The sequence below is a fragment of the Herpetosiphon llansteffanensis genome, assembly GCF_003205875.1.
In the GTDB taxonomy this organism is placed as follows: Bacteria; Chloroflexota; Chloroflexia; order Chloroflexales; family Herpetosiphonaceae; genus Herpetosiphon; species Herpetosiphon llansteffanensis.
In genome coordinates this window covers 84,849-110,653 of record NZ_PUBZ01000065.1, presented here as the reverse complement: position 1 = coordinate 110,653, position 25,805 = coordinate 84,849, and the positions used below count along the sequence as shown (strand labels likewise).

The following is a 25,805-nucleotide window of genomic DNA, read 5'->3' as shown; positions in this document are numbered from 1 at the left end:
TCTCCACAGCACATTGGACAGCGTTATGACTAAGGTTGATGCCTCTTTTGGAATGTGGCTTAAACAACGCCGAAAAACCCTCGATCTCACCCAAGACGAGTTGGCTCATTTGGTTGGCTGTGCCACGGTTACCATTCGTAAAATTGAAGCGAATACGCTTAAGCCATCGAGTCAGATTGCTCAGCGCTTAGCCCAATGTTGTAATGTTCCCGAAGCTGAACATACTGCATTCGTGCATTTTGCTCGTTCGGAAACAACCACTGGGCCGATCTGGGCAGATCAAACCCCAGGCGCTGCGCGAGTCAATTTTGTGGTCGATCAAGCACCACATAATTTAGTTGATCTGCCAAATCCATTAATTGGCCGCGAGCTTGATGTTGCGGCGATCAACGAACGTTTAGCCAGTGAGCATGTGCGCTTGTTGACGCTCGTTGGCCCGCCTGGCGTTGGCAAAACCCGTTTATCGTTGCAGGTTGCGGCCCAGCAGCTTGAACGCTTTCGCCATGGCGTGTTTGTGGTGGCATTGGCTCCGGTTAGCAATCCCCAAGATGTACTTAGCACTATCGCCCAAACGCTTGGCATTAAAGAAACTGGCATGCGGCGCAGCTTTGAAGATTTGAAGCAGTTTTTGTATGACCGCGAAATCCTATTGGTGCTCGATAATTTTGAGCAAGTTTTGCCTGCCGCTAGCTCAATCGATCAGCTCATTCAAGCGTGTTATGGCTTAAAAGTTTTGGTCACCAGCCGCGAGGCCTTGCGCTTACGCCGTGAACGTCGTTTTGCGGTCGCACCTTTGGCATTGGCCACGCCTGCTGATGAGGCTACTCCGACCACCCACTCGCCAGCAGTAGCCTTGTTTATCGAGCGTGCCCAAGCGGTCAATCCCGATTTTGAGATTAATCAAACTACTCTTGGCGATATTAGCGCCGTCTGTCGTCAGCTCGATGGCTTGCCGTTGAGTATCGAGTTGATTGCTGCGCGCAGTATGTTGCTCTCACCCAAAGCGATGCTGCGTCATCTTGAGCATCAATTAACTGTCTTGACCAGCCGCTCAGCCGATCATCCGCAACGTCAACGCACGCTGCGCGAGGCAATTCGCTGGAGCGTCGATCTGCTTGAGCCAAGCGATCAGCAGCTATTTATGCATGTTGGGGTCTTTCCGCAAAGTTGTACCCTCGATGGCTTGGCCGCAGTTGGGGCCGAACTGCCTTGGGCGCTCGATTTACTTGACGGCCTCAATACCTTGGCCGATAAAAGTTTGCTCTACACCAAAGCCGAGCAACAGGATGAAACTCGTTTTGAGATGTTGAATGTCTTGCGCGAATATGCCCGTGAGATGTTGCAACAAGCTGGTTTGTTCATTCAAGCAGCGCAACGCCACGCCAATTATTATTTGCAATTGGCCCAAATATTGCAGGCTGATCTCAGCCAACACAACCATCATGTGGCCGCTGGCGATCGCTTTGAGCGCGATTTGTTCAATTTTCGCGCAGCCTTGGAGTTTTTCTTTGGCCAGAAGCAGGTCGAGCAACTGGTGCAAATGGCCACCAATTTGGCCGACCTCTGGTATTTGCGTGGCTATACTGGCGAAGGGCGGCGTTGGCTAGCCCAAGCCATCGATCAAGCCCAAACCAGCCAAACCACGCTTGAGCCAACCCTCTGGATCGAAACGCTCAACGCAGCGGGCTATTTGGCCTATCATCAAGGCGATTATGGCGCTGCGGCTCAAAGCTTCTCGCAAAGTCGCCAACTGATCGAAACCGCCAACGATCAAGTGGGCATGGCCCGCGTCTACAATAATTTGGGCTTAATTGCCCATTGGCAAGGCCAATATGCTCAATCGCAAGCCTTGCTCAACGATAGCCTCGAAATCTGGCGCACGCTCGATCTGCCAATGGCAATTAGCAGTCTCATTTGTAATTTAGGCGCATTGCAGCTTGATCGTGGTGAATTAAGCCAAGCTACCGAGTTGCTTGAGCAAAGCAAGGCACTCTGTCAGCAACATCAATACGAAAATCGCATTTCAATGGTCTTGCAACATCAAGGCAAATTGGCGCTTTATCGCGGCGATTACCCAACCGCTCAGCGCTGTTTTAGCGAAAGCTATAGCATTGCCGAGCAGATGAGCAACAAAACCGTGATTGGCTTTGCCCTGATGTACCAAGGCTATACGGCGCTGGCAGCAGGCGAATTGGAGCAAGCAAGCTGCTATCTCAGCAAAGCAGCCCAAATGAGCCAAGATCTTGGCAGCAAGCATATGTTGTGTATGGTGTTGGCGGTGCAAGCGCAATTGGCGGTTGAGCAGGCCCAATATCTGATTGCCCGCCAATTATTTACCCAAGCGCTCGAATTGGGCCGCAGCATGCAATTTGGCGTGGGCATTGCCAATGCTTTGCGTGGTTTGGCCTTGGTTGATTGCATTCAAGGCCATTATGCACCGGCGATCGAGCAAATCAACCAAGCAATTCATGGCTATCGCACAATTGGCAACCCAGAAGGCCTGACCCAAGCCCTCGAAAGCTTGGCTTTTTGCTTGGCAACCATGGGCTATGGCAGCGCAATCGGCCCAGTTGTGGAAACTGTCGAACAATTACGCCGCGAATATGGCCTGCGCCGTTGGCTCAACCAACAAGCTCGTTGGCAATTTGTGCAGCAAGCCCTCAAGCAAGCAGACCAACTGCCCGAGCAAACCGAGCCAATCGTCGAACAGCTGCTCGCCCAAATGCCAGCCCTACGATTGCACGAGCTACGCACATGAATTGGTTGGCAAGCCTGAATTTGCGCCAACGCCAACAACTTGGCTTGAGCGAAATCGGCCCGCGTGCAGCCCAACGCGCGCAACGTTGGCGCAAACAAGCTCCCTTCGAGCAAACGTTGTGGTGGCAGGCACGGCTGGCGCTTGATGGATTAAGCGAGCAGCAATTTCAAGCCCTGCTTGACCCCGCCATGCCACTTGCGCCCCCAGCTTGGGCGGCGATGCTCGCAACTTGGCGGGAATGGCAGGCCAATCCACATCCGCGCTGGCTCAATCAGCTCAATTTGGGCTATCCGCTTTGGCCGCTGGTCGATTATTGCCTTGTTCAGATTGAACAAGCTTTGAACAAAGCCCAAGTTAAGCACAATTGGCCAACATTACATGCGGCGATTGGCAAGGCCCTAGCCCAAAGGCTAGCCCAATTAACTGCCCAAACCATGGTTTTAGAGCTGAATGTGGCGCGTTTGCGCGGTGAGTTGCACGGCGCAACCAGCCAAGATCGCTTTGAATATTTCATTAAACGCTATAGCAACATCAACGATTTGCTCGATCTTTTAGCCAATTATCCCGTTTTGCTGCATAGTTTGGTTCACGAATGCCAAACGATTATTCATTTTGTCAGCCAAATTGCCCAGCATCTGGCCCACGATTGGCAGCAATTGCAACGCCATTTTGCGCTTGAATTAGGCGAATGGACGGGCTTGGAGAGCTTAGGCGATCGTCACGCAGGCCAAAGCGTTTGCCGCCTCGATTTTGCCAGCGGCACGCATTTGGCCTACAAACCACGCTCGCTCAGCACCGAAGCTGCCTTCAATCAGGTTTTGGCTTGGCACAACCAACAACCAGCCACAATTAAGCTGCGCGGCTTGCAGGTGCTCGATTGTGGCAGCTACGGCTGGACAGAATGGCTCCAAGCTGCGCCATGTGCCGATTCGGCAGCAGTGCAGCGTTTTTATCAACGCCACGGAGCCTTGTTGGCCTTGCTCTTGGTGTTGCAAGCTTGCGATTTACACTATGAAAATGTAATTGCCGTGGGTGAAGATCCCGTTTTGATTGACCTCGAAGGCTTGTGCCACCCGTTATTAAGCAATAGCAACGATTTAATTGAAGCAGAGCAAGTTGGCTTGTTGCCGCGCCTACACTTCGCCACCAACGAGCATCCAGGCGTTGATCTCAGTGGCATCGCTGGCAACGCCGAACAAACCTTGCCATTGCCCCAACCAGTTTGGGATGAGACGAATACTGATCACATGGCCTTGCGCTACGCCCCCATTCCCGTGCAGCCAGCCCACAATTTGCCAACCTGTAGCAAACTCAAGATCGATCCCTTGGCCTATGCAGCCGAGGTCGAGCAAGGCTTTCGCAGCACCTATGGCGCGTTACTTGGCGCAAAAGCCGAGTTATTAAGCGTTGGCTTGGCCGCCTGCGCCGATACCACGATTCGGGTGATTGTGCGACCATCGAATAGCTACGCCATTTTGCTGCGCCACGCCAGCCATCCCAATCGGCTACGCGATGCGCTCGATCGCGATTGTTTGTTTGATCATTTGTGGCTAAGCATTCCTGATCGCCCGCAGCTCAAGCATTTTTTGCAAAGCGAGCAAGCAGCGCTTTGGCAAGGCGATATTCCCTGGTTTGGCACAACTCCGCGTTCCCAAACAATTTGGGATGCTAAGCGCCAAGTTTTGCCCTTTGAACTTGCCCAAAGCAGTTGGCAACGGGTTGAACAAGCGGTCGCGGGCTTGAGCAACGAGCATTGCGAGCGCCAAATCGCCCAAATTCGCCACGCTTTTGGGACTAATGCTTCACCAAAACCGCCCCAGCAGCCATGATATACTGAGCCTAGTAGTGCGTGCTACGACTGAACAACTGAAACTACCTAGGTTGGCCTGCATTGCAGGTCAATGTTTTATGTAAACACACTCAAAGGATTATCATAATGCTGCTCAATATTGCGAGCTTAGTGCTGCTAGCCCTGTGGGTTGGGGCGATTGTCGGTGGATTAGTGCTGATGCGCCAAAAAGGCCGCTGGCGCTGGATTGGCCTCACCATCGCAATCCAAGGCTTGATTTTGCTGGTTTTTCAAGGCTTGCTCAGCACCTACCCAATTGGCATTGGTGACCCATTAATTCGGGTGAAATTTTGGGATTTGCTCAGCCAAGCGGCGGTGGTGCTGGGTGCACTGGCAATCGTTGCAGGCGGCTTATGGTCGCTGGCACGGCAGATTCGATATAGCATCGACCAGCAATTGCGCCGCCGTGGCTTAGCGCTCTTTTTGCTCTTGGCCATGCCCTTAATCGCCACACTAGCGTTTTATACGATGTGGCAAACCAGCATTCCTGAGCGCGAACGCCAACGCGACCCCAAACTGCGCGCAATCAATCTGCCCGAAGGCTTCGAGTGGAGCATCTACGCCAGTGGCACGATGGATAATCCGACCGCCATCGCCTTTGGCCCAGAAAACGAACTCTACATCGCCGATATTGCTGGCGATCTCTGGATTGGCCGCGACCAAAACAACGACCACCAGATCGATAGCTTGAGCAAATGGGCTGGCGATTTTGAATTATTGGTTGGCTTGGTCTGGCGCGATGGCGAATTGTATTGTGCCAGTTCGGGCAAAATCGAAGCTCTGCGCGATAGCGATGGCGATGGCGTGGCCGATAGCCGCCGAATTGTCGTTGATAATTTGCCCTCGATGGTGTTGCAGCCGCACTCCAATAATGGCTTGGCCTTTGGCCCCGATGGCCGCTTATATTTTGGGGTTGGCAGCACAACCGACGGCAAATTTGAGGACAATGAATTAGCCGCCAGCATTTTATCGGTCAACCCCGATGGCACCGATTTGCGCCCCTATGCCCGTGGCTTGGGCAACGTGTTTGATGTGGCCTTCAACGCCGATGGTGCCTTGTTTGGTGGCGATAATGGCCCTAGCTCGGTTGAAGGTGACGATCCACCAGATGAATTTAATTATCTGGTCGAAGGCCAGCACTATGGCTACCCCTATTATTTTGGCGATCCGCCCAGCGATGGCGGCACACGCGGCGCATTGATTAGCTTTCCTGCCCACTCGGTACCAACTGGCGTGACCTTCTATAGCGGCAACCAATACCCGCAAATTTACAGCGATAGCGCCTTTTTGACGCTCTGGCAGACAGGCGAGGTTGTACATATTGAGGTTGGCAAAACGAGCAACGGCGATTATCTAGCCAAATCCACCACCTTCGCCGATGGCATGCTTTACCCAATCGATGTAATTACCGGCCCCGATGGCAACATGTATATCGCCGATTTTGGCACAAGTGCAATCTACCGAATCACCTATAATGGAGCGCGTTAATGCGAACATTGTGCTATCTAGCGCTGGGTTTGGTGTTGCTCGGCTGTGGTGCTGCCAACGATAGCACCAGCGTCGGCAATGCAGAGCGTGGCAAACGCATTTTCCAAGGAGCCGAGGTGCTGACGCTCGATCAACTCGAAGCATGCATCGATTGCCATAGTGATGTTGCGGGCGAAGCGGGTCAGGGCATTGGCCAAAATCTCTCGAATATTGGCAATCGCACTGCCCAACGCCCAGATGGCACCAGCGCCATCGATTATCTGCGGCTCTCGCTGACCGAGCCAGATAAAGAATTGGTTGGCGGATTTCAAGAAGGCATTATGCCGCGCGATTATGCCCAAAAATTATCAACCCAAGATATTAATGATCTGATTGGTTATATGCTAACGCTGAAAAGTGGCATTGATTAAGCGCGTTGGCCTTGAATAGATGTAGGTGCTATGCAGCAATTGCGAATTGCATTCTTAGATTCGTGGTTACAAACGGTGGTTGATGGCAGTGGCACGGCGGCAGCAATCGGCGGATTAGCGCGTACGTTGCAAGCCCGTGGCCACATCGTTGATCGCATCGTGCCAACTGGCAATTGGCCGCGCAATTTGACCCTGCGCCGTTTATATTACAACTGGCAACTGCCCCGCCGCCTTGCCAACCATCAATACGATTTAGTGGTTGGCTTCGATATTGATGGCGTGCTGGTTGCCCAACGTTTAAATGTGCCCTATATCTGTAGCATCAAGGGCGTAATTGCCGAGGAGCAACGCCATGAACAAGGCTTTATTCGCGCCTTGCTGTGGTCGCTCTCTCGCATCGAAATGCTCAATGCGCGGCGTGCGCCCAAGGTTATTTCAACCAGCGAATATTGCCGCCAGATGATTCACGCCCATTATGGTGTGCCAACCAGCAGCATTGGCATTGTGCCCGAAGGCATCGATTTGGGTTTGTGGCAGGAGCAGGCCCAGAGCAAACAGCGCGATCCATGGACGGTTTTGTGTGTTGCCCGCCAATATCCGCGCAAACATGTGATCGATTTGATTCGGGCCTTTGCCAGCGTCGTTGAGCATGTGCCGCAAGCCCAATTGGTAATTATTGGCGACGGCCCCGATCACGACATGCTGCGCGGCGTGGTGCGCGCCTACAATCTCGAAGCCTCAGTGCGCATGCTTGGCGCACTTGCCGACGATGCTGAAGTGCGAGCGTGGTATGGGCGCAGCAGCATTTTTTGCTTGCCCAGCGTTCAAGAAGGCTTTGGCATTGTCTTTTTAGAAGCCATGGCTAGTGGTTTGCCGATTGTCAGCACCAACGTAGCGGCGATTCCCGAAGTTGTGCCGCATGGCCAAGCAGGCACCTTGGTTGGCCCAAGCGACGTAGCGGCCATCGCCAAGGCAATTATCGAACTATTGCAAAACCCTGAGCTACAACAGCGCTATCGTGACTATGGCTTGCAGCATGTTCAACAATACAGCTGGGAGCCTGTGACCGACCGCTTTTTAGCTGAAGTTTTAGCCTAAGCGATTTACAATCTCCTACGAGCGGCAAATGTTGCGCCATGATTGAGAGTGCTATAATGACCATGGACACAACAAGCCTCGCTGAAAGGAGCGAAGATGTTAACATATGAAGCAGTGGTTACGGTATTAATTAGCGAGGCGGAGCGAGCAGGGTTAGCGATTCAATTTTCGCAAGAACAGCTAGATCCGCATTCGTTGGCGCGGACGTTGAGCATCAGTTGCCAACCAGCCAAGCAGCGCGACACGCAGATGGAGCATGTAGTTGCGACCATTAGCTTTACCTGGGATGCAGCGCTGACTGCGATTTCAGTGATGGGCAGCGATGCAATCTGCGCCTTGTATCACGATACTGATGAGCCATGTTTGCACGCGATTGAAGGCTGCGCCTACAACGTTGATCTCGATTTTGATTTGAATTATGCAATTCCTCTGACCGAGGAACAGCGCTTTAATGTGGTCAATATTCCACAATTGACCCAAGCGATTCAAGCAGCGACCAAAGATAAAACTTTCGATTATCAACCGCTGGATATTGACGTGCAATTGCATTTTACTGGCGAATATATGGCCTTTGTTGGCACGGTAACTGGTCGTCAGTCGTGGCCATTTGGCGAAGCGCTGCACGAAGAACACGAGCTACGCCAAGAAATTCGCGATCTGATGCAGAACGTCAGCAAAGTGCTCGATGCGCTACACAGTTTTCAAGCCCCAATGCCCGAGCTTGACGACGACGATGAAACTGAAGAAACCGAACTAGCCAACTTGCAAGACCGCACCTATCTCCGCCCGCCAACCGCCTAGCATTTGAACAAACTACAACTCCTTTGGTATTTCAGCCAAAGGAGTTTTGTTTATGGTTCGATAAATCTTGGATAATGAGAGTACAACAACAGCTTGAGTAGGAGAGACTATGCAGAGCCTTAAGTCGCGTTGGCAAACCCTATTGAGTTTTGGCATTTTGCTGGCCTTGCTGGTTAGTGCCGCTGGTTATTTCTATTGGGCCAATCGGCCATTTACGCTTGAGCAACTTGCGCCTGTCGATACCCCAACGCTCGTCCATACGATTACGACTGATCAACGCAAACCATTTGCCGAGATTGTGCAATGGAATTCACGTGGCGATCTGTTGGCTGTCTCAAGTGATAAGCAAAATATCCTTATCTATTCAATCGCTGGTGAGCTTGTCGCTGATTTTCGCTCACATTTATTTATGGGGCCGTTTATTCGCGACATCAAATGGCATCCGAGCAAAGATATTGTGGCGGTGTCATATGGCAACCGGCTCGTTTTATGGTCAGCTGATGGCACAATTATCAAACAAATTAATAGTAATATAGAATATTCATTTCGCGATATAAGTTGGAATATCAGCACAAATCAATTAGCTGTCAATCAATATTATGCCTTTGATCGTCAGTATTATCATCAAATTGTCTTATTTGATGACAATGGTACGATGATTAAGCAATTATCGCCAATCATTGATTTTACCTGGAATATTGAATGGTTAGATCCAACAAAAATTGTTATTAATAGCGTAAATGCTGAAATTATTATCCTTGATACTGAAAATGAAACATTAGCAACATTAATTGAAGGCAGTTATTCAGAAATGGCTGTCAACCCACACCAAAACCTCATTATTGCCATTCGAAATCCACCAACATCGATTATCCAATGGAAAGATAATCATCTGGCCGAGCTTGCTGATAAAAATATAAGTGATGATATTCTTGCAATTAGCCCGTATAGCAAGCATAGCATTATCTATCAACCATCATACCAATTGCGAACATTGAACCATCAAAGCCATACGTTTGAGAACTATCCTACGATTAAATTCAATGAAACGATTAAATATGCTTCATGGCATCCACATAAGCCAATTTTAGCCATTTTGGTTGATAATGAGATTCAATTGTGGCAGCTTCCAGAGTAAACGGAGCTTTGAGGAATAGCAATGCAACTAAATTATACGATTCGGCGGCCAACGCAGGCTGAATTAAGCTTGTTGCCAGCAATCGAGGTAGCAGCAGCCCAGCTGTTTGTGCCAACTCAGCACGCCTTTATTGCTGCATGGCCGCCAGCAAGCCTCGACGATTTACAGGCTTATTTCGCTTGGGATGGGGTTTGGGTTGCCGCCGATGCCCACAATACACCAGTTGGCTTTGCCTTGGCCAACATTATCGATCATGAAGTCTATCTCAGTGAACTTGATGTGCATCCAGAGCATGGCCAGCGTGGCTTGGGCCGACGATTAATCGCGGCAGTGGCGGCGTGGGGCAAGGCGCAGGGCTATCGCAGCATGAGCTTGCTCACCTTCAACGATATTGCCTGGAATGCTAAATTGTATGCGCGCTTGGGCTTTCGGGCCTTGACTGAGGCTGAATATGGCCATGAATTAACGACAATTGCCCAAGGCCATATCGCCGCTGGCTTGCCAGCAAGCGCCCGCGTGGCTATGCGCGCCGAGCTTGAGCAACTACTATAGAACATAGAAGGGATGAAGGATGAAGGATGAGGGATGAAGCCCTTAGCCAAAAGCCAATAGCTATTTCTCATTCGTGCAATTCGTGCAATTCGTGGCTAAAAATATTGTAGTTTTCAACGCAGAGGCGCAGAGCAACCGAGGGATGAAGGAGCTGATTCGTGGCAACCATAGATAGGCATGGGAATCAGGTTACGGCAACCGCGAAGATCACGAAGATCGCGAAGGCCGATTGCCACGTTCATCAAGGAATATGGTTTGGTCGCGGATTATGCTTGAGCAACTGCTATAGATTTGCGTTCCCTCAAACCCCTCTGAGAAAGGGGCTGAGGGAACGCGGGAATGCTTATTCAGCCAAGCTAGGAATAATCATTTGAATAATCCGCTTCCAGCTGGCGGCGAGTTCGGGCACGGCCAATAGCTCACGCCCAAAGGCTTCATCGCGCTCATGGTGCAGATGTTGGTTAACTTTATGCACCGTAATTTCAGGATGCGGACGCTCGATTAATGCCAATTGATCGCCAACTTGCACCTCACCAGGCTGTAAGACCCGCAGATAAAAGCCGCTGCGTAGCGTTTCGACTGTGCGTTTTTGCAAGCCATCCAGCCCAAGTTTGCGATCTTGTTTGGTGCACGGGTAGCGTGGCGCACAGACCTGCACCAATGCGCTGCCAACCTTGAACACATCGCCAATACAAACATCATGCTCGGTGGCGTTGCTCAGCGTCCAATTTTCGCCGATGCCGCTTGGTTGCAACATCGGATGATCAGCTGCAAGCCCATATTCTGCTTGCCACAACGGATAATGGCTGGCTGGCTGGCAACACACAGCTTTATCTGGCCCGCCATGGTTTTTGGTGTCGGCAACCGCATCGCCAACATGGCCCAAGCTTTCGAGGCGCACTGGTGTAGCAACGGCGTGACGGCTAATCGCCGACGACCAAGCGCCTTTGGCATCGTGGTAGGTTTGGGGCTGGCCGATGGCCAAGGTTTGAATCGTAATCACAACAATCCTCTAGCGTTTGTACAATTGCTCAAAAGTCTTGGCAAAACGATCATAGATTTGGCGGCGACGAATTTTGAGCGTTGGCGTGAGTAAATCGTTTTCAATTGTAAAATCTTCGGCCAAAATTTCATAGGCCTTAATTTGCTCGAACGAGGGCAAGCTAGGGTTGATCGTTTGGACTTCGTGCTCAATCGCCGCCACTAATTTAGGATGCTTATGTAAATTGGCATCAACCGGCACATGCTCGCGATTCGCCCAAGCGGTCACTGCTTCTAGATCAAGCGTGAAGAGCGCCACCAAATAGGGTCGGCGGTCGCCGAACACTGCACATTGCGAGATGTAGGGGCTATTTTTGAAGGCGGCTTCAACTGCTTGCGGCGCAATGTTTTTGCCCGATGCAGTAATCAGCAGATCTTTTTTGCGATCAACGATGCTCAAAAAGCCGTCAGCATCGATGTTGCCGATGTCGCCAGTATGAAACCAGCCATCAATCAGCGCTTCGTCGGTTTTTTGCTGATTATTGTAGTAGCCGCTCATTACCAGATTGCCGCGCACCAGCACCTCGCCATCGGCGGCAATTTTAAGTTCGTTGCCAGGAAACACCTTGCCAACAGTGCCAAGCCGATAATCGTCTGGGCGATTGGCAGTTACCGCAGCAGAGGTTTCGGTCAAGCCCCAGCCTTCGAGCAACAACACCCCTGCGCCATTGAAAAATTCCAAAATTTCGATGTCGAGCGGTGCGCCGCCAGTAATTGCATAGCGAATGTTGCCGCCAAGCAAGGTGCGGACTTTTTTAAACACCAAGCGATCAGCCAAGCCATATTTGAGCTTGAAGCTTGCAGGAGCAGCAGCTTTTTTGGCTTTGTAGTTACTTTGCTGGCGCGCGATCTTGATTGCCCAAGCAAAAATTCGTTTGCGAATTGGGCTGGCTTCGGCCCGCGCTTGGGCTGTGCTAAAAATCTTCTCGTACATGCGGGGAACGCTGAAGAAGAAGGTTGGTTTGATCGTTTGCACATCGTCGAGCACTTGTTTAATCGATTCGATGATTGCTGTGTTGAGGCCGTTATCGACCCCGCACATATGCTGCAAGCGGCCAAAAATATGCGCTGCTGGCAAAAACAACACATCATCTTCGCCCATCTTCATGCCCATCGTGCTGCGAATCGCGTTTAATTCGCCCAGTAAGGCCCGATGCGCCAACATTGCACCTTTGGGATTACCAGTCGTGCCCGAGGTATAAACGATCGTCGCCAGATCTTCTGGCTCGATCTGTTTGGCGCAGTTGGTGGCAAACACCTCTTGCGCAGTTGAATCGTTGGTTGCCATGCGGCGTAAACTGGTGAGCGATAAAATCCACGGGTCGTCGCTGGGCAAGTCGCGGCCATCAAAAATAATGACCCGCTCGATATGCTCAAGTTGCGAGCGCACGGCCTGCAATTTATCGTATTGTTCGCGATTTTCAATCAGCAGAAACTTAAGTTCTGCATCTTGGGCAATAAAAGCCACGGTATCGGCCATCAATGAGGGATAAATCGAAACTGGCACGGCTCCAGAACAAACGAGCGCCCAATCAGCTTCAAGCCAATCGACACTCGTGTTGGCCATAATTCCCACCCGATCGCCTTTTTGCAGCCCCAACGCTTGAAAACCAGCCATGAGTTGATAGACATGGCGTTGATGTTCTGCATTAGTGCAGGTCAACCATTCGCCATTGCGGCGGGTTCGCCAGCGGTTGAGGTGGGCAAAGGCTTGGGAACGCTCGCGAAACAACTCACCAAGGTTACGAAACGACATGGGCTACCTCCATAGACCTTTGCAACAATTCAACGGCGAACGACAACACGTCTGTGGTTAGCAAGTGTATTGGGGCTATACAGCTGATGTTAAATAATTGCCAGCTGGCAACGGCCATTGACGATCGGTAGATAGCAGGATCAGCGTGGATTACTGATCTTCTGGTGCTTGATCGAGATCATGAGCTAATTCGGCGAGTAATTCTTTGGCGGCGCGTTCACTGACTTTGGTGCGCCCAACCTCGGCTTCAGGCGTGATGCCTTCCATCTCCAAAAAATCAACGATATGGCGTTGATGTCGTTGAAGCAAGGCTGGCGTTAATAATTCATCGAGGTGGACAAAAACCTGCATGAAGGCTCCCATAAATGTACTGTAGTGGAATCTAGGCGTATGATACAGTTTTTTAGGTTGCGCGGCAAGTAGGTTGGCAATCCAATCCGCTACCAGATAGCAACTCTTTGCTATACTTAGCAGTGCATGTCTATTGCCAATTAAGGGGATATTTGATCATGGCACATTCCGATGTTTACGATCCATTTCATAACGAATTATGGGCTTTATCAGTTATGGCCAGCACGCTCGATAATGTGCGGTTGCGGGTTTTTGGCTTGCAGCCTGATGTTCAACAAGAGCGCCCCCAAGGTTTTGCTCGTTCGTTAGCCCAAGTCCTTTCCAGCCTGCGCCGCGGTGAAGTCGAATTAATCGCCGTGGTTGAGCAAGCCTTGAAAACTGAAAACCCTAGCCTGAATACGATTTTCAACCGCTACCCCAAAGCGTTTGTGCTCAACCCCGCCGAGGAGCTTGGCAGCTTTATGGATATTCGTGAAACCAGCTTGGGCTTGTTGCGCGGCCTGACCAGCGCCCAATGGGAGCGCAAAGTCAACGATCCTGAGCGCGGCTTGGTGAGCTTGAGCCAATTGGCGGTCGAACGCGCCAACCTCGACCTTGAAGAAATGGATTATATGGCCCAATTGCGCCATGCCATCGTTCAGCTTGAGCCGCTGCAAGGCAACGACGCTCGATGAGGGTTGTATGGTTAATTAGCCTTCTGATTAGCACTGGTTTGGCACTTTTGAGCCTGCCCCAGTATCTCCGAGATGCTCAGCAACGACGCTGGGCAGCTTGGTTTTTAGCCCTTTTGGCCATTGGCAATGGGCTTTGGCTCAGCCAGCCTTGGCCGATTTGGGGTCGAATTATCGCAATCTGGGTTCCGACCTATCTGGCGTTTAAGGGCTGGCGCTTGCTCTACAGCCCTCATGCGCAAACCAAGCAACTCGGCTTTTGGCGCAAGGTGGGGTTTATTTTTTGGCTGGGTATGCAGCTTGAACCATGGCTCTTGCCACTCCAGCCTGATCTCGCTTGGCGCAAAAATGTAGCTCATGGCGCGCTGTGGTTGGGTTTTGGCGGGGTGATTGGGCTGGTTGCATGGTTTTGGCCAACGCCAACAGTTGGGTTATGGCTGTTATGGCGCTGTTGGCTGGCCTTGGTTGGGGTCGTGATCAGTGTATTTTTTGGGGTTACGCGGCTCTATTTGGCCATTTGGCAAGCCTTTGGTTGGCAAGTTCAGCCCTTATTTTTAGCCCCAATCTATTCACGCTCGGTAAGCGAATGGTGGGGCAAACGCTGGAATATGGCAGTCCACGAGGTGCTGAGTGTGGTGGTTTGGCAGCCATTGAAGCCAATTATTGGCTCGCGCTGGGCAGCAGCTATGGTTTTTATTGTTTCGGGCTTATTGCATGAATTGCTGTTGAGCTATCCAGCGGCTGGTGGTTGGGGCTGGCCGACTGGTTATTTTGTAGTCCAAATTGCGGCTACCAGTTTGGAGCGCCAGCGTAGCTTGCGGGCTTGGTTGCGCCGTTCCAGCTATCGCCAAATCGTCTGGACGCTGAGTTGGACGATTATTCCGGCCCCATTGCTCTTTCGACCTGAACTCGTTTTAGGTTTGTTTGCCACCTATTTGCCCTAACGCAAAGCAACTAAGGCTCCAAAGCGCCCAGCTACACCAGCATAATGGCCAAAAAAAGCAGTATCAGGGCAGGCAGTGCAACGATCAATTGAGTGAATATTGGCGCTTTGCACGCCCTCTTGTTCGAGCAAAAAGCTGATCATGCGTGGCAAATCGAAGAAATATTGCTCATCGCGGATGATAATGCCTGGGGCGTTGGGGCCGTGCTGTTGGAAAAAGGCTGGCGAAACAACTTGGGCCCATGTGAGCGATTGGGCCAACGCATAGCAACAAGGACCGACGGTGGGGCCGATGCCTACAATTAAATCGCTTGGCTGACAAGCCACCAAATGGCACAACGCCTCAATCGTATGGGCCAAAATATTGTTGACAGTGCCAACCAAACCCACGTTGACCAGCGCCACCGCTTTGCCTTGGCGCGTGGTAATAATCACCGGTGCTGCATCGCCAACCACCATAAACAAGGCCAGATTGCGCGTCGTCGTAATCAGGCTATCGACCCCTTGTTGATTGGGAATCCCCTGCGCATTGATAAAACTAAGGTCACGCGGCGAGGCATCGGCCAACAAACCGCGCACCGAGATTCGATGCGGCGTGCTATCGATCGCCATGCAATCGGGATCGCTGACTAAGCCAACCCGCGAGCTATGGGTTAGGGCAAAGTGGGCCACCCGACTGGCATCAACCCCAGCAACTCGCGCAAACGTCCGCCGCGCTGCCCCAACTTCTGCAGGCGGGCCATAACGAGTTGCCAGATTGCCACAGGTTCTGGTTGAAAAACCATGCTGTAAAAAAGGCAGCCCAACTAAACCGGGCACGCGAACAATCGGTGGAGAAACTTCAGGATCAAGTGATGATGCAACAGACGGCGCATTCAGCATGGAATAGTCCCTGCGCAGGTATACGATTCTGATTAGTATACCGTATTGCTAAAATCAATGTAAAGAGCATCAGTCAAACCTTACAAGCGACAACCATTCGCCTGCGACTTTGGCGATCGTTAAGCATCCAATAGCTAGCTAGCTGCGACATTTTTAATCTTTAGTGCGTACACAACGGTACTGGTCTTGTTAGTACTTTTTGTCTACGGAGGTATGTATGCAGAATCTAGTTAGTGACATCATGAGTTCGAGTATGCTTTGGATCATTGGTAGTTTCGTTTTTGCCTTTGTGTTAATGATTATCCTCCCGCGGGCATTCGGCCCAAATAAAAAATTATTACAACAAGGATTGCCTGGCCAAGCAAGGATTATTAATGTCTATGAAACTGGTCTGCGAATCAATAACAAACCCCAAATTGGCTTAGTCTTGGAAGTCAGTGGGCCTTTAGGCCAATATCAAACCGAAACCAAGACCGTTATTCCCATGATTTCGATTCCTCAATTTCAACCTGGCGCAATCTTGCCAGTCAAAATTGATCCCAACAATCGAAATAATATTGCGCTTGATATTTACGGCCCACAATAGACCAATCGCCATGCGATCACCTATCCATCCTACCTGCCTCACCTCTTGGGTGGAGCAGGTTTTTATTGTGCCATAACTCGCTGGTAAGTTGGCGAATCTGTTGCCGAGCTAGGCTTGGGTCGGGCACGGCTGCGGCCATAATCACCAAACTATCCCATGTGTCAGCGCTATAGATTAAGGCTGCATCGTGTTCAACATCGTCAAGCTCGCCCGATTTGTGGGCACATACGACAGTAGGTGGTAGGCCTGCTACTATTTTATCGTCACTTGCTGAGTTAACGAGGCTCTTTACGAGGGTACTAGCCATTAATCCCCCTTTGCTCACCGTAGTGGTCATGGTATGCAACAGCCGAGTTACCTCTGCGGCACTAGTATAATTTTCAAAGCCATGTTGGCGCGCGTGAAAATCGAGCATTACGCGGCCCCAGCTGGTTGCCTGATAGCCCTGTTGCTGCAACCACATGTTTGCAACGTCAATTCCACCAAGCTGCGCCAAGATGAAATTGGTAGCGTTATTTTCTGATTGATTGAGCATGCGCTGGATAAGCTGATCGCTGGCAAGCATTATGCCAAGATCATGGGCCAGCGACCCATCCCAATCAACAATCATTGGCTCACTAATCAATACGTTGCAAACAGGCTGATTGGTTGTATACCATTGCCAGGCTAAGAACAGTTTAATCAAACTAGCCGCAGGCAGTTGCAGCGCTGCGTGATAGTGATAATACACCGCGCCTGTGCTGCTGCGAAAATCAACCGCCCAGCGCCCAGCAAAGCCAGCAATTAAGTGATTAACCGAATCCATTGCGCATCCTTGCAGCACAAAGCCCAGATTTGACTTTTTATTAATCAGGTTTGGGTTTAAAATAGCTCTATTGTTTGCATTTTAGCGTTTGAGTGACCGTGTATGTATGTTTCACGCCTGCAGCTTCAAGACTTTCGCATTTATCGCAACCTCATTTTAGCTTTGCCACCTGGCGTATGCTTATTTTATGGGGCCAATGCAGCGGGCAAAACCACAATTCTCGAAGCATTATACTATTTGGCCACAACTCGCTCACTCCGCGCCTCCGCCGAACGCGAATTGATTGCGCTTGAAGCAACCGGCGACCTTGGTTTAGCGCCATTTGCTCGTTTGGCAGCTAGCTTGCAGCCCCAACCAGAGGCCGAAATGCAAACAATTGAGATTGTGCTGCAACGCAAGTTTGGCGCAGATGGCGATTTATTGCCAACTACCAGCAAAACCATTCGGATCAACAAAATTGCCCGCCGCGCGCTTGATTTAATTGGTCAATTGCGGGTGGTGATGTTCGCACCCCAAGATTTAGAGCTAGTTACTGGTGCGCCTGCAGAACGGCGGCGTTACCTTGATGTAACGCTTTCGCAGATTGATGGACGCTATGTGCGTGCGCTTTCGCGCTACAACCAAGTGCTGACCCAGCGCAATGGCTTGTTACGTTCGAGCCGCGAGCGTGGCCGCGCTGCCAGCGAACAAGATTTGGCATTTTGGGATGAAGAGCTGGCCAAAGCAGGCGTGTATGTGTTACGCGAACGCCGCCGTGCCGTTACCGAGCTTGATAACTTGGCGAAACGCTTGTATGCAGACATTAGCGGCAGCGATTTGGCTTTACGCTTGAGCTATTTGGATACCACGCCAGCCCACGATGTACCGAGTTTTCTGGCAGCCTTGAAGGAATTACGCCGCGAGGAGCGCGAGCGAGGCGTGACCTTGATCGGCCCGCATCGTGATGATCTCTCGATTCAATTGGCTGAGCGCGAAGTTGGCAGTTTTGGCTCGCGTGGCCAGCAACGAGCCTCAACCTTGGCCTTACGCCTAGCCGAAGCCGAGCTGATGCATGCCCGAACTGGCGATCGACCAGTGCTACTGCTTGACGATTTGCTTTCGGAGCTTGATCAAAAACGGCGCGAGCATTTATTAACTACCATTGTTCGACCTCAGCAACAAATCTTGATCACAGCAACCGATCTTGATGATTTTTCACCGAGCTTTTTGAGCCAAATCACCCGCATGAACGTCGATCAAGGCCAAATTTTCCCTGCCTAATTGGAGGTTTGCCACGAAGAACGCGAAGACCACGAAGATGAGGCTTTTGGCTATAGGCTTTTTTGCCTTCATCCCTCATAACTCATACTTCATAATTTCGCTTCCTTCATCCCTCATAATTCATCCTTCATCCTTACACTATTGTGACACTCATTGACACAAGCTTACGCTATACTTTAGATCGTCACGCAAATTGTGTTGAAGGATGTGTTATGAGTACGAACTGTGTCGCAGTGACCACCCACCTACTAGGCTTTGGCAATGAACTTCGCACCCCGCCAAGCCTAATTTCCCTGCCCCAAGGCCAAATTTCAGCGCGCCAATTGTTGCAAGAGCATGTGCACAATGAACTCAGCCAAAGCCACCAAGCGAATCTCCCGAGCCTTGCACTTAATTATTTGATTGCCAAACCAAGCCATAGCAGCATGATTGCCGCCGAACAAGTGCGCAGCCAAGCTGAAGCAGCATTTCGTGCTGGCGATTGTTGGCTGATGCTCGATGGCGTAGCAGTACATAATTTAGATACACCATTACAGCTCCAACCGCAAAGTCGGGTTGGTTTTATGCGTTTATATCAACGCTAAAGGAACACCATAATGATCCAAACACCAGTAGACGCAACGCTTGTGGGATTGAAAGATTGAGCAGAGGGTCAGCCGTCCTCAATTAGGAGGAAGAAATTGAGGACGGCACGTTTCCTAGAAGATCAAGACTCCGACGACCGCAATCAACAGCAACACCCCAATCACGCTATACAGCATAATCCGCTCGCGATCAAACAGCGTAAAGTTGCCGCGCACAATCGTTGGCTCAAAGCCAATCATATACAAGGTATGGGCTTGATTGCGCTCGCTATAATCGACCTCAGTAACCGGCGTACCATGAATCGTCAATTCGGCGTGCAGCAGGCGGGTTTGTTGCTCTGCATCAACATTCTCGGCAGCTTGCAATAGCTCGTGCAATGGCGCAATCGCATGCCATTTGGTATCACGCACGTCAATGTGGGCAGTATAGACTTGCTGGGCTTTTTCGCGAATATCGGCCAACGGCAAGCCCGCCTCATCATCGGTATTTTCCCAAAGCTTGCCCCAACGCGACCAATAAAAGACATCTTCGGTCAGCACTTGGCCCGAACCTTGGCAACGCCCACAATCCGATTGGCCTTCGCCTTCGCATTCTGGACAATCGACGGTGATCGTGCGCCGCTCTTTGCTGCCATCAGGATTGGTCTGCACCCGTTTGGTTTCGAGCAAGCCACGGCCATGGCATTTGGTACAATGCAAATCGCCCTTGCCGCCACAATAAATACACATCTCAACTCGCTCGGAGTTGGGAATAACCATCTCGGTTGGGCGAACCTCATCGAATGGCTGGGGATCGGGCAAAATCACTTGCCACACGCCAGGCGGATTTTGGCTGGTGCTGATGCGGCTGCCTTGATAGGGCTTTTCGCGTGGCTCTGGCGTTGTGCGGGTTTCGTAATAAGCGCGCAATTCGTAGGTATAAAAATTGTAGCTGACCACGCGTTCAGGCATAATTGCATTGCCCAAATCGCGCCGCCGCACCATATTTTGGCTGCTCCAGCGATTGAGCACCGACCGCAAATTGCTTGGCTCGTGCAACTGCCGACCCCAATCGCGACCTCGCTGCACAAAATCGCCATCGAGAATGCCAACCAACACGGTTTCAACCGGATTTTCTAGCCATTCGCTCTCAACGTTGCTGGCGGCAACTGGCGCTAAACTGGTGCTGGATTCAGCAGGCAAGGCTTCGCGCAACGCTTGACGCAAGGCCGCCGCCGCTTGATTGGCCGAGCTATAACGCACCGAAGCTTGGGGCGAGAGCAAGCGCCGCAACACCCGATCAGCAGGCGCAAGCGCTTCATTGAAATCGGCCAACGATTTGGGGGTTTGGCCCGGGGCTGGTGGCACTTCGCCAGTCAGCATATGGTAGAGCACCGCACCCAAAGCATAAATATCAAGGCTTGGCTCGGTGGCATTTTGCTTAAAATCTTGCTCAGGCGCAGCATAGGCCGTCAGATAATCGGCCTCTTCCAGCTGCGAGAGATCGGGGCCGTCGCTGCTCCACGCCAAGCTAAAGTTGGTTAAAAAGCCATGGCGGCTCACGGTTTGATCATGCACAGCTTCGGTGACGACAATCGTGCCCGGCTGAATATCGCGATGCACAATTTTTTCGGCATGGATGGTATCGAGGGCTTTAGCAATATCGCTGAAAATCCGCACTGCATCGCTGACCGAGAGCGCGCCATCTTCGAGCACTTCTTGCAACAAGCGCCCACCAAGCGGCGGCGTAACCAAATAGTAGCCAAAGCGATCATCGTGGCCAGCGTCGACGACCGGCACAATCGTTGGATGTTTGAGTCGCGCAGCCAAACGGGCGGCCTGCCCAAACCGACTGACCGAAACCCAATCCGAACGGCGTAACACATGCACCTCAACCGGGCGATCAAGGGTTAGGTGGCGAGCGCGATAGATCGTCGTCAATTCTTCCTGACCAATTCGCTCTTCCAAGCGATAATTGCGCAGTTCATGATCATCTTCGCGGCGCGGTGTCGCATTTGTTTTAGCCCGAGATGCAGGGGCAGTCATTGCGGTCGCTCCTCTAGTTGCACGTTTCATCGGCAGTATAGCACATCGGCTCCCCTGCGATGACGCGAATTAATCCATTTTAGCACATTTGTTTCGAAATTGTAAGTATTGGGGATCGGGGATCGGGAATTGGTTGTTGGGGGCAGTAGTATTAAGGATGAGGGATGAAGGTACAAGTCAAACGTCAAAAATCAGCAGGATGAAAAGCCACTAGCCAATAGCTATACTGATTCATTGGATTGGCAACGAGGAGCATGCCCTCACCCCAGCCCCGCTCCCACTGAACGCGGGCGAGGGGAGCACCCGCGCTTTCCCCCGACGCATTGCGCAGAACCAGCGGGTTAACGCCCCTCGCCCGCGCACGGGAGAGGGGTTGGGGTGAGGGGATCAAACCGTTGTTAACCTGATGTGCCAGTACAGGTATCTAAAAACTTAAGCTTTGCCAGCAGCTTTTATACATTTCGGAGCGTTGTCCATTCCATCCAGCGCTGAAGGTATTCCATCCCAAATTCAAGCGCCTCATCCAGTGAATCAAATGGTTTGCGAAAGTCGTTTGGGCCAAAATAAGGAATATGATAAGCTCTGGTAATAAACCATATGCCATCTTCTTGATCAATTTCAAGATCTGTAGTTATAGAAAAGTTGTGTCCGCCAATACCCCATTTAGGTGGACACAAAATTTTTGATTCTTCATCAGCAGTAAGTTTCCGCATAAAGGAATATCTATATTTTCTCCCTTCATATACTACTGACTTTATCCATAAAAATCCATGTTCTTCGAGCTTATTGATGATATATTCATCAAAATTCATATAATCAACCCTTCTTGCTTTAGAAAATCACGGATTACATATAAGCCATTTATTTGTTCTGCAGCAGAATATTTATCAATTTAATACCACCAATCTATCAAATAGAATTGATTATGCTTCATCATGCATCAAGATCATTTTTTCAAGCGAATAGGCGGCCCTTGCCAATTCATTTGATGCTCAACAATGCAAGCAAACGTCGCTTCCAGCTTAATCTCCTCAGATTGATTTAAGGCTCAAAGCCAAACCAGCAATGAATCGTTGGCTTTGCTTGGAGATAACAATTCAGCGGTTTTTCCCATAATTGAGTTGTTGAAAGACCTCCAGCGCTATCATACATCCAAAAACGCCTTGATGTCATCATACAATCATGAAAGCAAAGCAAGGAGTTTTTACCTTGACGGATTAATCGAATTGATTGGCGAATATACAGACCAAACTTGATAATTTGGTTGGCCGAATCAGTTTGTTGGAGTTCAATTAACGCCGTTGCTTCCAAGGGCCAAAGATCGAGCATTGCAGTCAGGCCTAAGCGCTCAAAGGTAAAACGATAATGGGTTTGATAATCGTCTTCTTCGGGCAAGACCTCTAGGGCATCGATCAAATCGATCACATCCCATTTCAAGTCTGACATCAATCTCCCGTCTTTGGATTCAAATCCAATTAACGCTCTTCATTATCTGCTGGTGTAGATTGATCAGCATCAGCATGTGGTTCACGCAAAAAATCGCGGGGCGTAGTTTCGGGAAACTCTGGTTTAAATGAAAAATAGCCTTCAGCATGCGGATGACTAATCCACAAACGCTGACATTGCGAGCATTCATAGATATGAGGCATTGGATCGACATTCCAAGCAATCTGCCTCACCATATCTTCCATCGATAATTCCATCGTAGAAAGCCGCTGCTCTTTAATCCATGCAGTACCGCGCCCTTGTTCAACAGCTTCGACATAGCGGGTAAACAGCGGTAGATAGATTTCATTCAGGGCATAATATGCATAGTAAGGCAAAAGCCAGCCTTTTGTATCAAACGAATCTTCATCACTCATATCATAAATAACATTATCGCAAAAGCAGCGAAATTTCATAATTTAAGTCCTTTTTGTTTCATTCACCAAATCTGCTCAAGCGTGCTCCTAGCCAGTCATTGCTTCTGCAACCTGTTCAATCGTAGCCATCAGCGCTGCTGGCGCTGGCAACCACTCGCCCCGCTTTGGATTCAAATCCAAATTAACGCTCTTCATTATCTGCTGGTGTAGATTGATCAGCGTCAGCTTTAAGCCGCGGATCACGCAAGAAATCGCGCGGAGTTTGATCAGGCAAATCCGGTTTGAAACTATAAATCTGCTTGCTTACAGGATGATACATCCATAAGCGGGCGCAGTTGGGGCATTGATACATAAATAATGCTTGATCATCATTCCAAGCAGCATAAGTAACGAGCACTTCACGGTGTGAGATAGGCAGATGTTCAGGCGGATAGTGTGCGGCTATCCATTCTGTTTTGCGGCCTTGGTCTACAGCCTCAACATAATCGACTGCTACCGGCATGTAATCTTCATCAAACTCCAATGCCGAATAATATGGTAGCACCCAACCCTTGTTATAAAATAAATCGGTCGTGCTGCTATCGACCAAGGAAGTATCACATAAACACAAAAATCGCATCACTACTCCTCAATGTAGCTCAATGGCTATAAATTAAACAAATAGTTGAGCAAAAAATCCTAGCTGCAATCCAGATCGCACAAAGCTTAGCGTTCCATTCACCAAATCTGCTCAAGCGTGCTCTCAGCCAGTCATTACGGCTTCAACCTCTTCAATTGTCGCCATCAGCGCTGCTGGTGCTGGCAACCACTCGCCGATAGCCCGTTGATACAACACCAATAAAATCTGAATTGACGAATCAAATAAGATAGGCCGCAATGGATGACTAGTTGCGTTGTAATAACCAAGCATGGCTTCAATCAAAGCTTTTAGTTGGGCTGGTTGATTGAGAATAACATCACCCGATAAATAGGTATAAAAGCCGCTGGGCTGACGAAAAATCTTTTCAAACGCTTGAATCTGGGCAAAGAAAAGTTGACCAGCATTCAGCCCGACTTCCCAAAGTAGAATGTTGCGGCCTTCTTCGAGTGTTTCAGATAAAAACCAAGGATCATATTCATAGTCCATTCCCATCATCTGTTCCTTAATGTGGTGATTTGTTATGAGGATGTGTAGCTCTCGCGCCTATGTTACCCGATGTTTGGGTCGAAACCACTCCATCAATAGTTGGATTTTAGCGCCAAATCGCAAGCTGACAGCAACCTGATAAATTGCTGATTTACATCTGAAAAAGCTATGATATAATCCTGACGCTGTGTTAAATGCTGGAAACTCAGCTTTAGCGTAGTCCTCACGCCACGAAGGCGGGTTGTATCAAGAGAGTCGGTGTGGAATGCCGATGCCGCCGTTGTGGCATCTCTCCCTGAATCGTAGCAGTGTTGCTACCATCAAGCTGCATTCCTGATGCCATGTTTTGCATCCACCGCGTACCTCCGGAGGTTTGTGTTGCGACACATTGCCCGTTTATTGGCGCTTGGCTGTCTGCTGACTGTCAGCATGACCCCACTCCGAGCGCAGGCTACCCCAACCGCATCTTTGTGGGCTGCTGCTGCATCAACCGATACCCTCATTCTCGATTCTGGTCAACTGACCCTCGCCCCGACTGCAAGCCAAGCGGCAGCTGTGTATGGTTCGTTTGCGCGCTTTGGTATGTTCGATAGCGCACCACAAGATATTGCTCCCGCCAATCAAGTTACCGTCAATTGGGCTGCAAGTGTGCCCGCTGCTGCGAGCGTACGGCTTGATCTGCGTGGCTTCAATGGCGAGCGCTGGAGCGATTGGACGCTCGATGTGCAAGCTGGTCAAACCGTAGCCTTTGCAACAATTGCCCGCCAAATTCAATATCGCTTGGTGTTGCTGGCCAATGATGCAGCACCAGTCGTCGATTTTGTGCAACTTGCGCCCAACACACTTGCAGAAAGCGAAGCAATCAGCATTATGGATGCTGAGCCGCTTGCCCCAACCTATCACATTCGGGCTACGCGCATGGGCTTGGTCGGTGATCGTACCGCCAACGGCCATATTATTCAGCCCAATGATTGGTTTGTTTCATTGCCATCGTTCCGCTCGCTTTCATCACGTGGCGGCGGCGAATATATGGCGCGCTTATCCTACAAAGGCACATCGATTGTCGTGCCAGTGTGGGAAGTGGGGCCATGGAATATTCACGATGATTATTGGAACGTTGAGCGTGAGAAGTTTAGCGATCTGCCTGTTGGCTGGCCGCAAGACCATGCTGCCTATTTCGATGGCTACAACGGTGGCTGGGCCGAAAAAGGCCGCGTGCGCTTCCCAACCGCTGCCGATGTTGGCGATGGGGCGTGGACTGCCTTGGGCATTCCATTTAATGATGAACAAGAAGAATTAGATATTACCTTCCTGTGGCTAGGCCGTGATCCAGGCGATAATCCTGCGCCAATGCCAGTTGGCAGCATCACCCCAGAGCCAGCCCCAGTTGAAGAACTGCCAGCAGGCACAGTTCAGGTTGATAACCAAGGCGAACAATTCAGCCGCTCAGATGTACCCTGGTATGAATTTTCGTGTGGCAAAAACCGCCATTCCTTCTGGACATTCTCGACCAATGATCCAGCCAAAGCTGTCAACAATGCGCGCTGGACAACCCCGCTAGAAGCTGGCGAATATAGCGTCAGCGTGTTTGTGCCCTATTGCCCCAACGGCAAGAGCGACACAACCTCAGCTCGCTATGTTGTGCAGCACGCCGATGGCGAAAGCTTGGTTGTGATCAATCAAGCAGAGCACGCTGGCAATTGGGCTGAACTTGGGCGCTATCGCTTTGATGGCACAGGCTCGGTTAGCCTCTCCGATTTAGCCGACGATAGCATGAAGGCGATTTGGTTTGATAGCGTGCGCTGGACCAAATAAACTC

Annotated in this window: 25 protein-coding genes; 14 read left to right on the top strand and 11 right to left on the bottom strand. The window is 50.4% G+C overall.

Going from position 1 to position 25,805, the window contains the following annotated elements; translation table 11 throughout:
- Positions 1-25: 25 nt before the first annotated feature.
- The 8 genes from C5S61_RS04365 (at position 26) to C5S61_RS04330 (ending at position 10,094) form a co-directional block, all read left to right on the top strand.
- Positions 26-2,758 (top strand): tetratricopeptide repeat protein, encoded by a 2,733-nt coding sequence (locus C5S61_RS04365; RefSeq protein WP_110513874.1) that lies wholly within the window; start codon positions 26-28, stop codon positions 2,756-2,758.
- Positions 2,755-4,587: a type 2 lanthipeptide synthetase LanM family protein gene (locus C5S61_RS04360; protein ID WP_110513873.1), complete on the top strand. Its 1,833-nt coding sequence runs from the start codon at positions 2,755-2,757 to the stop codon at positions 4,585-4,587. The genes C5S61_RS04365 and C5S61_RS04360 overlap by 4 nt, the downstream gene beginning before the upstream one ends.
- A gap of 107 nt (positions 4,588-4,694) precedes the next feature.
- Complete coding sequence (locus tag C5S61_RS04355; protein WP_110513872.1) at positions 4,695-6,095, top strand: DUF7133 domain-containing protein; 1,401 nt, start codon at positions 4,695-4,697, stop codon at positions 6,093-6,095.
- Positions 6,095-6,505 (top strand): c-type cytochrome, encoded by a 411-nt coding sequence (locus C5S61_RS04350; RefSeq protein WP_110513871.1) that lies wholly within the window; start codon positions 6,095-6,097, stop codon positions 6,503-6,505. Before C5S61_RS04355 ends, C5S61_RS04350 begins: the two co-directional genes overlap by 1 nt.
- A gap of 30 nt (positions 6,506-6,535) precedes the next feature.
- Positions 6,536-7,603: a glycosyltransferase family 4 protein gene (locus C5S61_RS04345; RefSeq protein WP_110513870.1), complete on the top strand. Its 1,068-nt coding sequence runs from the start codon at positions 6,536-6,538 to the stop codon at positions 7,601-7,603.
- Between the two features lie 96 nt (positions 7,604-7,699).
- The gene (locus tag C5S61_RS04340) at positions 7,700-8,404 is read left to right on the top strand and encodes a hypothetical protein (protein ID WP_110513869.1); all 705 of its coding nucleotides are present in this window, start codon (positions 7,700-7,702) and stop codon (positions 8,402-8,404) included.
- Between the two features lie 109 nt (positions 8,405-8,513).
- The gene (locus C5S61_RS04335) at positions 8,514-9,542 is read left to right on the top strand and encodes a WD40 domain-containing protein (protein WP_110513868.1); all 1,029 of its coding nucleotides are present in this window, start codon (positions 8,514-8,516) and stop codon (positions 9,540-9,542) included.
- Between the two features lie 21 nt (positions 9,543-9,563).
- Positions 9,564-10,094: a GNAT family N-acetyltransferase gene (locus C5S61_RS04330; protein ID WP_110513867.1), complete on the top strand. Its 531-nt coding sequence runs from the start codon at positions 9,564-9,566 to the stop codon at positions 10,092-10,094.
- A 343-nt stretch (positions 10,095-10,437) separates the two neighbouring features.
- On the opposite strand, the gene C5S61_RS04325 is transcribed toward C5S61_RS04330, so the two are convergent.
- From C5S61_RS04325 to C5S61_RS04315, 3 genes are all read right to left on the bottom strand, one after another.
- The gene (locus C5S61_RS04325; protein ID WP_110513866.1) at positions 10,438-11,097 is read right to left on the bottom strand and encodes an MOSC domain-containing protein; all 660 of its coding nucleotides are present in this window, start codon (positions 11,095-11,097) and stop codon (positions 10,438-10,440) included.
- Positions 11,098-11,106: 9 nt separating this feature from the next.
- On the bottom strand, positions 11,107-12,891 hold the full coding sequence (locus tag C5S61_RS04320; protein ID WP_110513865.1) for an AMP-dependent synthetase/ligase: 1,785 nt from the start codon (positions 12,889-12,891) through the stop codon (positions 11,107-11,109).
- A 150-nt stretch (positions 12,892-13,041) separates the two neighbouring features.
- Positions 13,042-13,242: a hypothetical protein gene (locus C5S61_RS04315; protein WP_110513864.1), complete on the bottom strand. Its 201-nt coding sequence runs from the start codon at positions 13,240-13,242 to the stop codon at positions 13,042-13,044.
- Positions 13,243-13,400: 158 nt separating this feature from the next.
- On the opposite strand from C5S61_RS04315, the gene C5S61_RS04310 reads away from it, so the two are divergent.
- Positions 13,401-13,916 carry a hypothetical protein gene (locus C5S61_RS04310; protein ID WP_110513863.1) on the top strand — a complete coding sequence of 172 codons (516 nt, stop codon included), beginning with the start codon at positions 13,401-13,403 and terminating at the stop codon, positions 13,914-13,916.
- On the top strand, positions 13,913-14,857 hold the full coding sequence (locus tag C5S61_RS04305) for a wax synthase family protein (RefSeq protein WP_110513862.1): 945 nt from the start codon (positions 13,913-13,915) through the stop codon (positions 14,855-14,857). The genes C5S61_RS04310 and C5S61_RS04305 overlap by 4 nt, the downstream gene beginning before the upstream one ends.
- On the opposite strand, the gene C5S61_RS04300 is transcribed toward C5S61_RS04305, so the two are convergent.
- Positions 14,854-15,738, bottom strand: coding sequence for a laccase domain-containing protein (locus C5S61_RS04300; protein WP_110513861.1), 885 nt, complete (start codon positions 15,736-15,738; stop codon positions 14,854-14,856). The genes C5S61_RS04305 and C5S61_RS04300 overlap by 4 nt on opposite strands.
- 217 nt (positions 15,739-15,955) lie before the next feature.
- On the opposite strand from C5S61_RS04300, the gene C5S61_RS04295 reads away from it, so the two are divergent.
- On the top strand, positions 15,956-16,324 hold the full coding sequence (locus C5S61_RS04295; RefSeq protein WP_124033380.1) for a hypothetical protein: 369 nt from the start codon (positions 15,956-15,958) through the stop codon (positions 16,322-16,324).
- Positions 16,325-16,340: 16 nt separating this feature from the next.
- Here the strand turns inward: C5S61_RS04295 and C5S61_RS04290 are convergent, their stop codons facing one another.
- Positions 16,341-17,129 (bottom strand): serine hydrolase, encoded by a 789-nt coding sequence (locus C5S61_RS04290; protein WP_110513859.1) that lies wholly within the window; start codon positions 17,127-17,129, stop codon positions 16,341-16,343.
- Between the two features lie 102 nt (positions 17,130-17,231).
- Between C5S61_RS04290 and recF the strand changes: the two genes are divergently transcribed.
- Both recF and C5S61_RS04280 read left to right on the top strand, forming a co-directional pair.
- The gene (recF, locus tag C5S61_RS04285; protein ID WP_110513858.1) at positions 17,232-18,389 is read left to right on the top strand and encodes a DNA replication/repair protein RecF; all 1,158 of its coding nucleotides are present in this window, start codon (positions 17,232-17,234) and stop codon (positions 18,387-18,389) included.
- Positions 18,390-18,601: 212 nt separating this feature from the next.
- On the top strand, positions 18,602-18,973 hold the full coding sequence (locus tag C5S61_RS04280) for a hypothetical protein (protein ID WP_110513857.1): 372 nt from the start codon (positions 18,602-18,604) through the stop codon (positions 18,971-18,973).
- Between the two features lie 114 nt (positions 18,974-19,087).
- Here the strand turns inward: C5S61_RS04280 and C5S61_RS04275 are convergent, their stop codons facing one another.
- The 6 genes from C5S61_RS04275 to C5S61_RS04250 form a co-directional block, all read right to left on the bottom strand.
- Entirely contained in the window at positions 19,088-20,998 is a 1,911-nt protein-coding gene (locus C5S61_RS04275) for a serine/threonine-protein kinase (RefSeq protein ID WP_164689221.1), read from the bottom strand.
- 452 nt (positions 20,999-21,450) lie between these two features.
- On the bottom strand, positions 21,451-21,810 hold the full coding sequence (locus C5S61_RS04270; protein ID WP_110513855.1) for a hypothetical protein: 360 nt from the start codon (positions 21,808-21,810) through the stop codon (positions 21,451-21,453).
- A gap of 229 nt (positions 21,811-22,039) precedes the next feature.
- Positions 22,040-22,444 carry a hypothetical protein gene (locus C5S61_RS04265; protein ID WP_110513854.1) on the bottom strand — a complete coding sequence of 135 codons (405 nt, stop codon included), beginning with the start codon at positions 22,442-22,444 and terminating at the stop codon, positions 22,040-22,042.
- 29 nt (positions 22,445-22,473) lie between these two features.
- Positions 22,474-22,899, bottom strand: a complete 426-nt coding sequence (locus tag C5S61_RS04260; RefSeq protein WP_110513853.1) for a DUF8617 domain-containing protein — start codon at positions 22,897-22,899, stop codon at positions 22,474-22,476.
- Positions 22,900-23,041: 142 nt separating this feature from the next.
- Entirely contained in the window at positions 23,042-23,479 is a 438-nt protein-coding gene (locus tag C5S61_RS04255; protein WP_110513852.1) for a hypothetical protein, read from the bottom strand.
- Between the two features lie 123 nt (positions 23,480-23,602).
- On the bottom strand, positions 23,603-23,986 hold the full coding sequence (locus C5S61_RS04250; RefSeq protein ID WP_124033379.1) for a DUF6086 family protein: 384 nt from the start codon (positions 23,984-23,986) through the stop codon (positions 23,603-23,605).
- Between the two features lie 375 nt (positions 23,987-24,361).
- Here C5S61_RS04250 and C5S61_RS04245 point away from each other — a divergent pair, with 375 nt between their 5' ends.
- On the top strand, positions 24,362-25,801 hold the full coding sequence (locus C5S61_RS04245) for a DUF8814 domain-containing protein (protein ID WP_110513850.1): 1,440 nt from the start codon (positions 24,362-24,364) through the stop codon (positions 25,799-25,801).
- The last annotated feature ends 4 nt before the right edge of the window (positions 25,802-25,805 follow it).

What these genes read in the sequence shown, in the direction of transcription:
- C5S61_RS04250 (WP_124033379.1), bottom strand. Translation starts at nt 23,986, where the DNA reads ATGGACTATGAATATGATCCTTGGTTTTTATCTGAAACACTCGAAGAA.
- C5S61_RS04260 (WP_110513853.1), bottom strand. Translation starts at nt 22,899, where the DNA reads ATGAAATTTCGCTGCTTTTGCGATAATGTTATTTATGATATGAGTGAT.
- C5S61_RS04320 (WP_110513865.1), bottom strand. Translation starts at nt 12,891, where the DNA reads ATGTCGTTTCGTAACCTTGGTGAGTTGTTTCGCGAGCGTTCCCAAGCC.
- C5S61_RS04305 (WP_110513862.1), top strand. Translation starts at nt 13,913, where the DNA reads ATGAGGGTTGTATGGTTAATTAGCCTTCTGATTAGCACTGGTTTGGCA.
- C5S61_RS04295 (WP_124033380.1), top strand. Translation starts at nt 15,956, where the DNA reads ATGCAGAATCTAGTTAGTGACATCATGAGTTCGAGTATGCTTTGGATC.
- C5S61_RS04290 (WP_110513859.1), bottom strand. Translation starts at nt 17,129, where the DNA reads ATGGATTCGGTTAATCACTTAATTGCTGGCTTTGCTGGGCGCTGGGCG.
- C5S61_RS04355 (WP_110513872.1), top strand. Translation starts at nt 4,695, where the DNA reads ATGCTGCTCAATATTGCGAGCTTAGTGCTGCTAGCCCTGTGGGTTGGG.
- C5S61_RS04275 (WP_164689221.1), bottom strand. Translation starts at nt 20,998, where the DNA reads ATGACTGCCCCTGCATCTCGGGCTAAAACAAATGCGACACCGCGCCGC.
- C5S61_RS04315 (WP_110513864.1), bottom strand. Translation starts at nt 13,242, where the DNA reads ATGCAGGTTTTTGTCCACCTCGATGAATTATTAACGCCAGCCTTGCTT.
- C5S61_RS04265 (WP_110513854.1), bottom strand. Translation starts at nt 22,444, where the DNA reads ATGTCAGACTTGAAATGGGATGTGATCGATTTGATCGATGCCCTAGAG.
- recF (WP_110513858.1), top strand. Translation starts at nt 17,232, where the DNA reads ATGTATGTTTCACGCCTGCAGCTTCAAGACTTTCGCATTTATCGCAAC.
- C5S61_RS04330 (WP_110513867.1), top strand. Translation starts at nt 9,564, where the DNA reads ATGCAACTAAATTATACGATTCGGCGGCCAACGCAGGCTGAATTAAGC.
- C5S61_RS04300 (WP_110513861.1), bottom strand. Translation starts at nt 15,738, where the DNA reads ATGCTGAATGCGCCGTCTGTTGCATCATCACTTGATCCTGAAGTTTCT.
- C5S61_RS04255 (WP_110513852.1), bottom strand. Translation starts at nt 23,479, where the DNA reads ATGCGATTTTTGTGTTTATGTGATACTTCCTTGGTCGATAGCAGCACG.
- C5S61_RS04350 (WP_110513871.1), top strand. Translation starts at nt 6,095, where the DNA reads ATGCGAACATTGTGCTATCTAGCGCTGGGTTTGGTGTTGCTCGGCTGT.
- C5S61_RS04310 (WP_110513863.1), top strand. Translation starts at nt 13,401, where the DNA reads ATGGCACATTCCGATGTTTACGATCCATTTCATAACGAATTATGGGCT.
- C5S61_RS04345 (WP_110513870.1), top strand. Translation starts at nt 6,536, where the DNA reads ATGCAGCAATTGCGAATTGCATTCTTAGATTCGTGGTTACAAACGGTG.
- C5S61_RS04270 (WP_110513855.1), bottom strand. Translation starts at nt 21,810, where the DNA reads ATGAATTTTGATGAATATATCATCAATAAGCTCGAAGAACATGGATTT.
- C5S61_RS04340 (WP_110513869.1), top strand. Translation starts at nt 7,700, where the DNA reads ATGTTAACATATGAAGCAGTGGTTACGGTATTAATTAGCGAGGCGGAG.
- C5S61_RS04335 (WP_110513868.1), top strand. Translation starts at nt 8,514, where the DNA reads ATGCAGAGCCTTAAGTCGCGTTGGCAAACCCTATTGAGTTTTGGCATT.
- C5S61_RS04280 (WP_110513857.1), top strand. Translation starts at nt 18,602, where the DNA reads ATGAGTACGAACTGTGTCGCAGTGACCACCCACCTACTAGGCTTTGGC.
- C5S61_RS04365 (WP_110513874.1), top strand. Translation starts at nt 26, where the DNA reads ATGACTAAGGTTGATGCCTCTTTTGGAATGTGGCTTAAACAACGCCGA.
- C5S61_RS04360 (WP_110513873.1), top strand. Translation starts at nt 2,755, where the DNA reads ATGAATTGGTTGGCAAGCCTGAATTTGCGCCAACGCCAACAACTTGGC.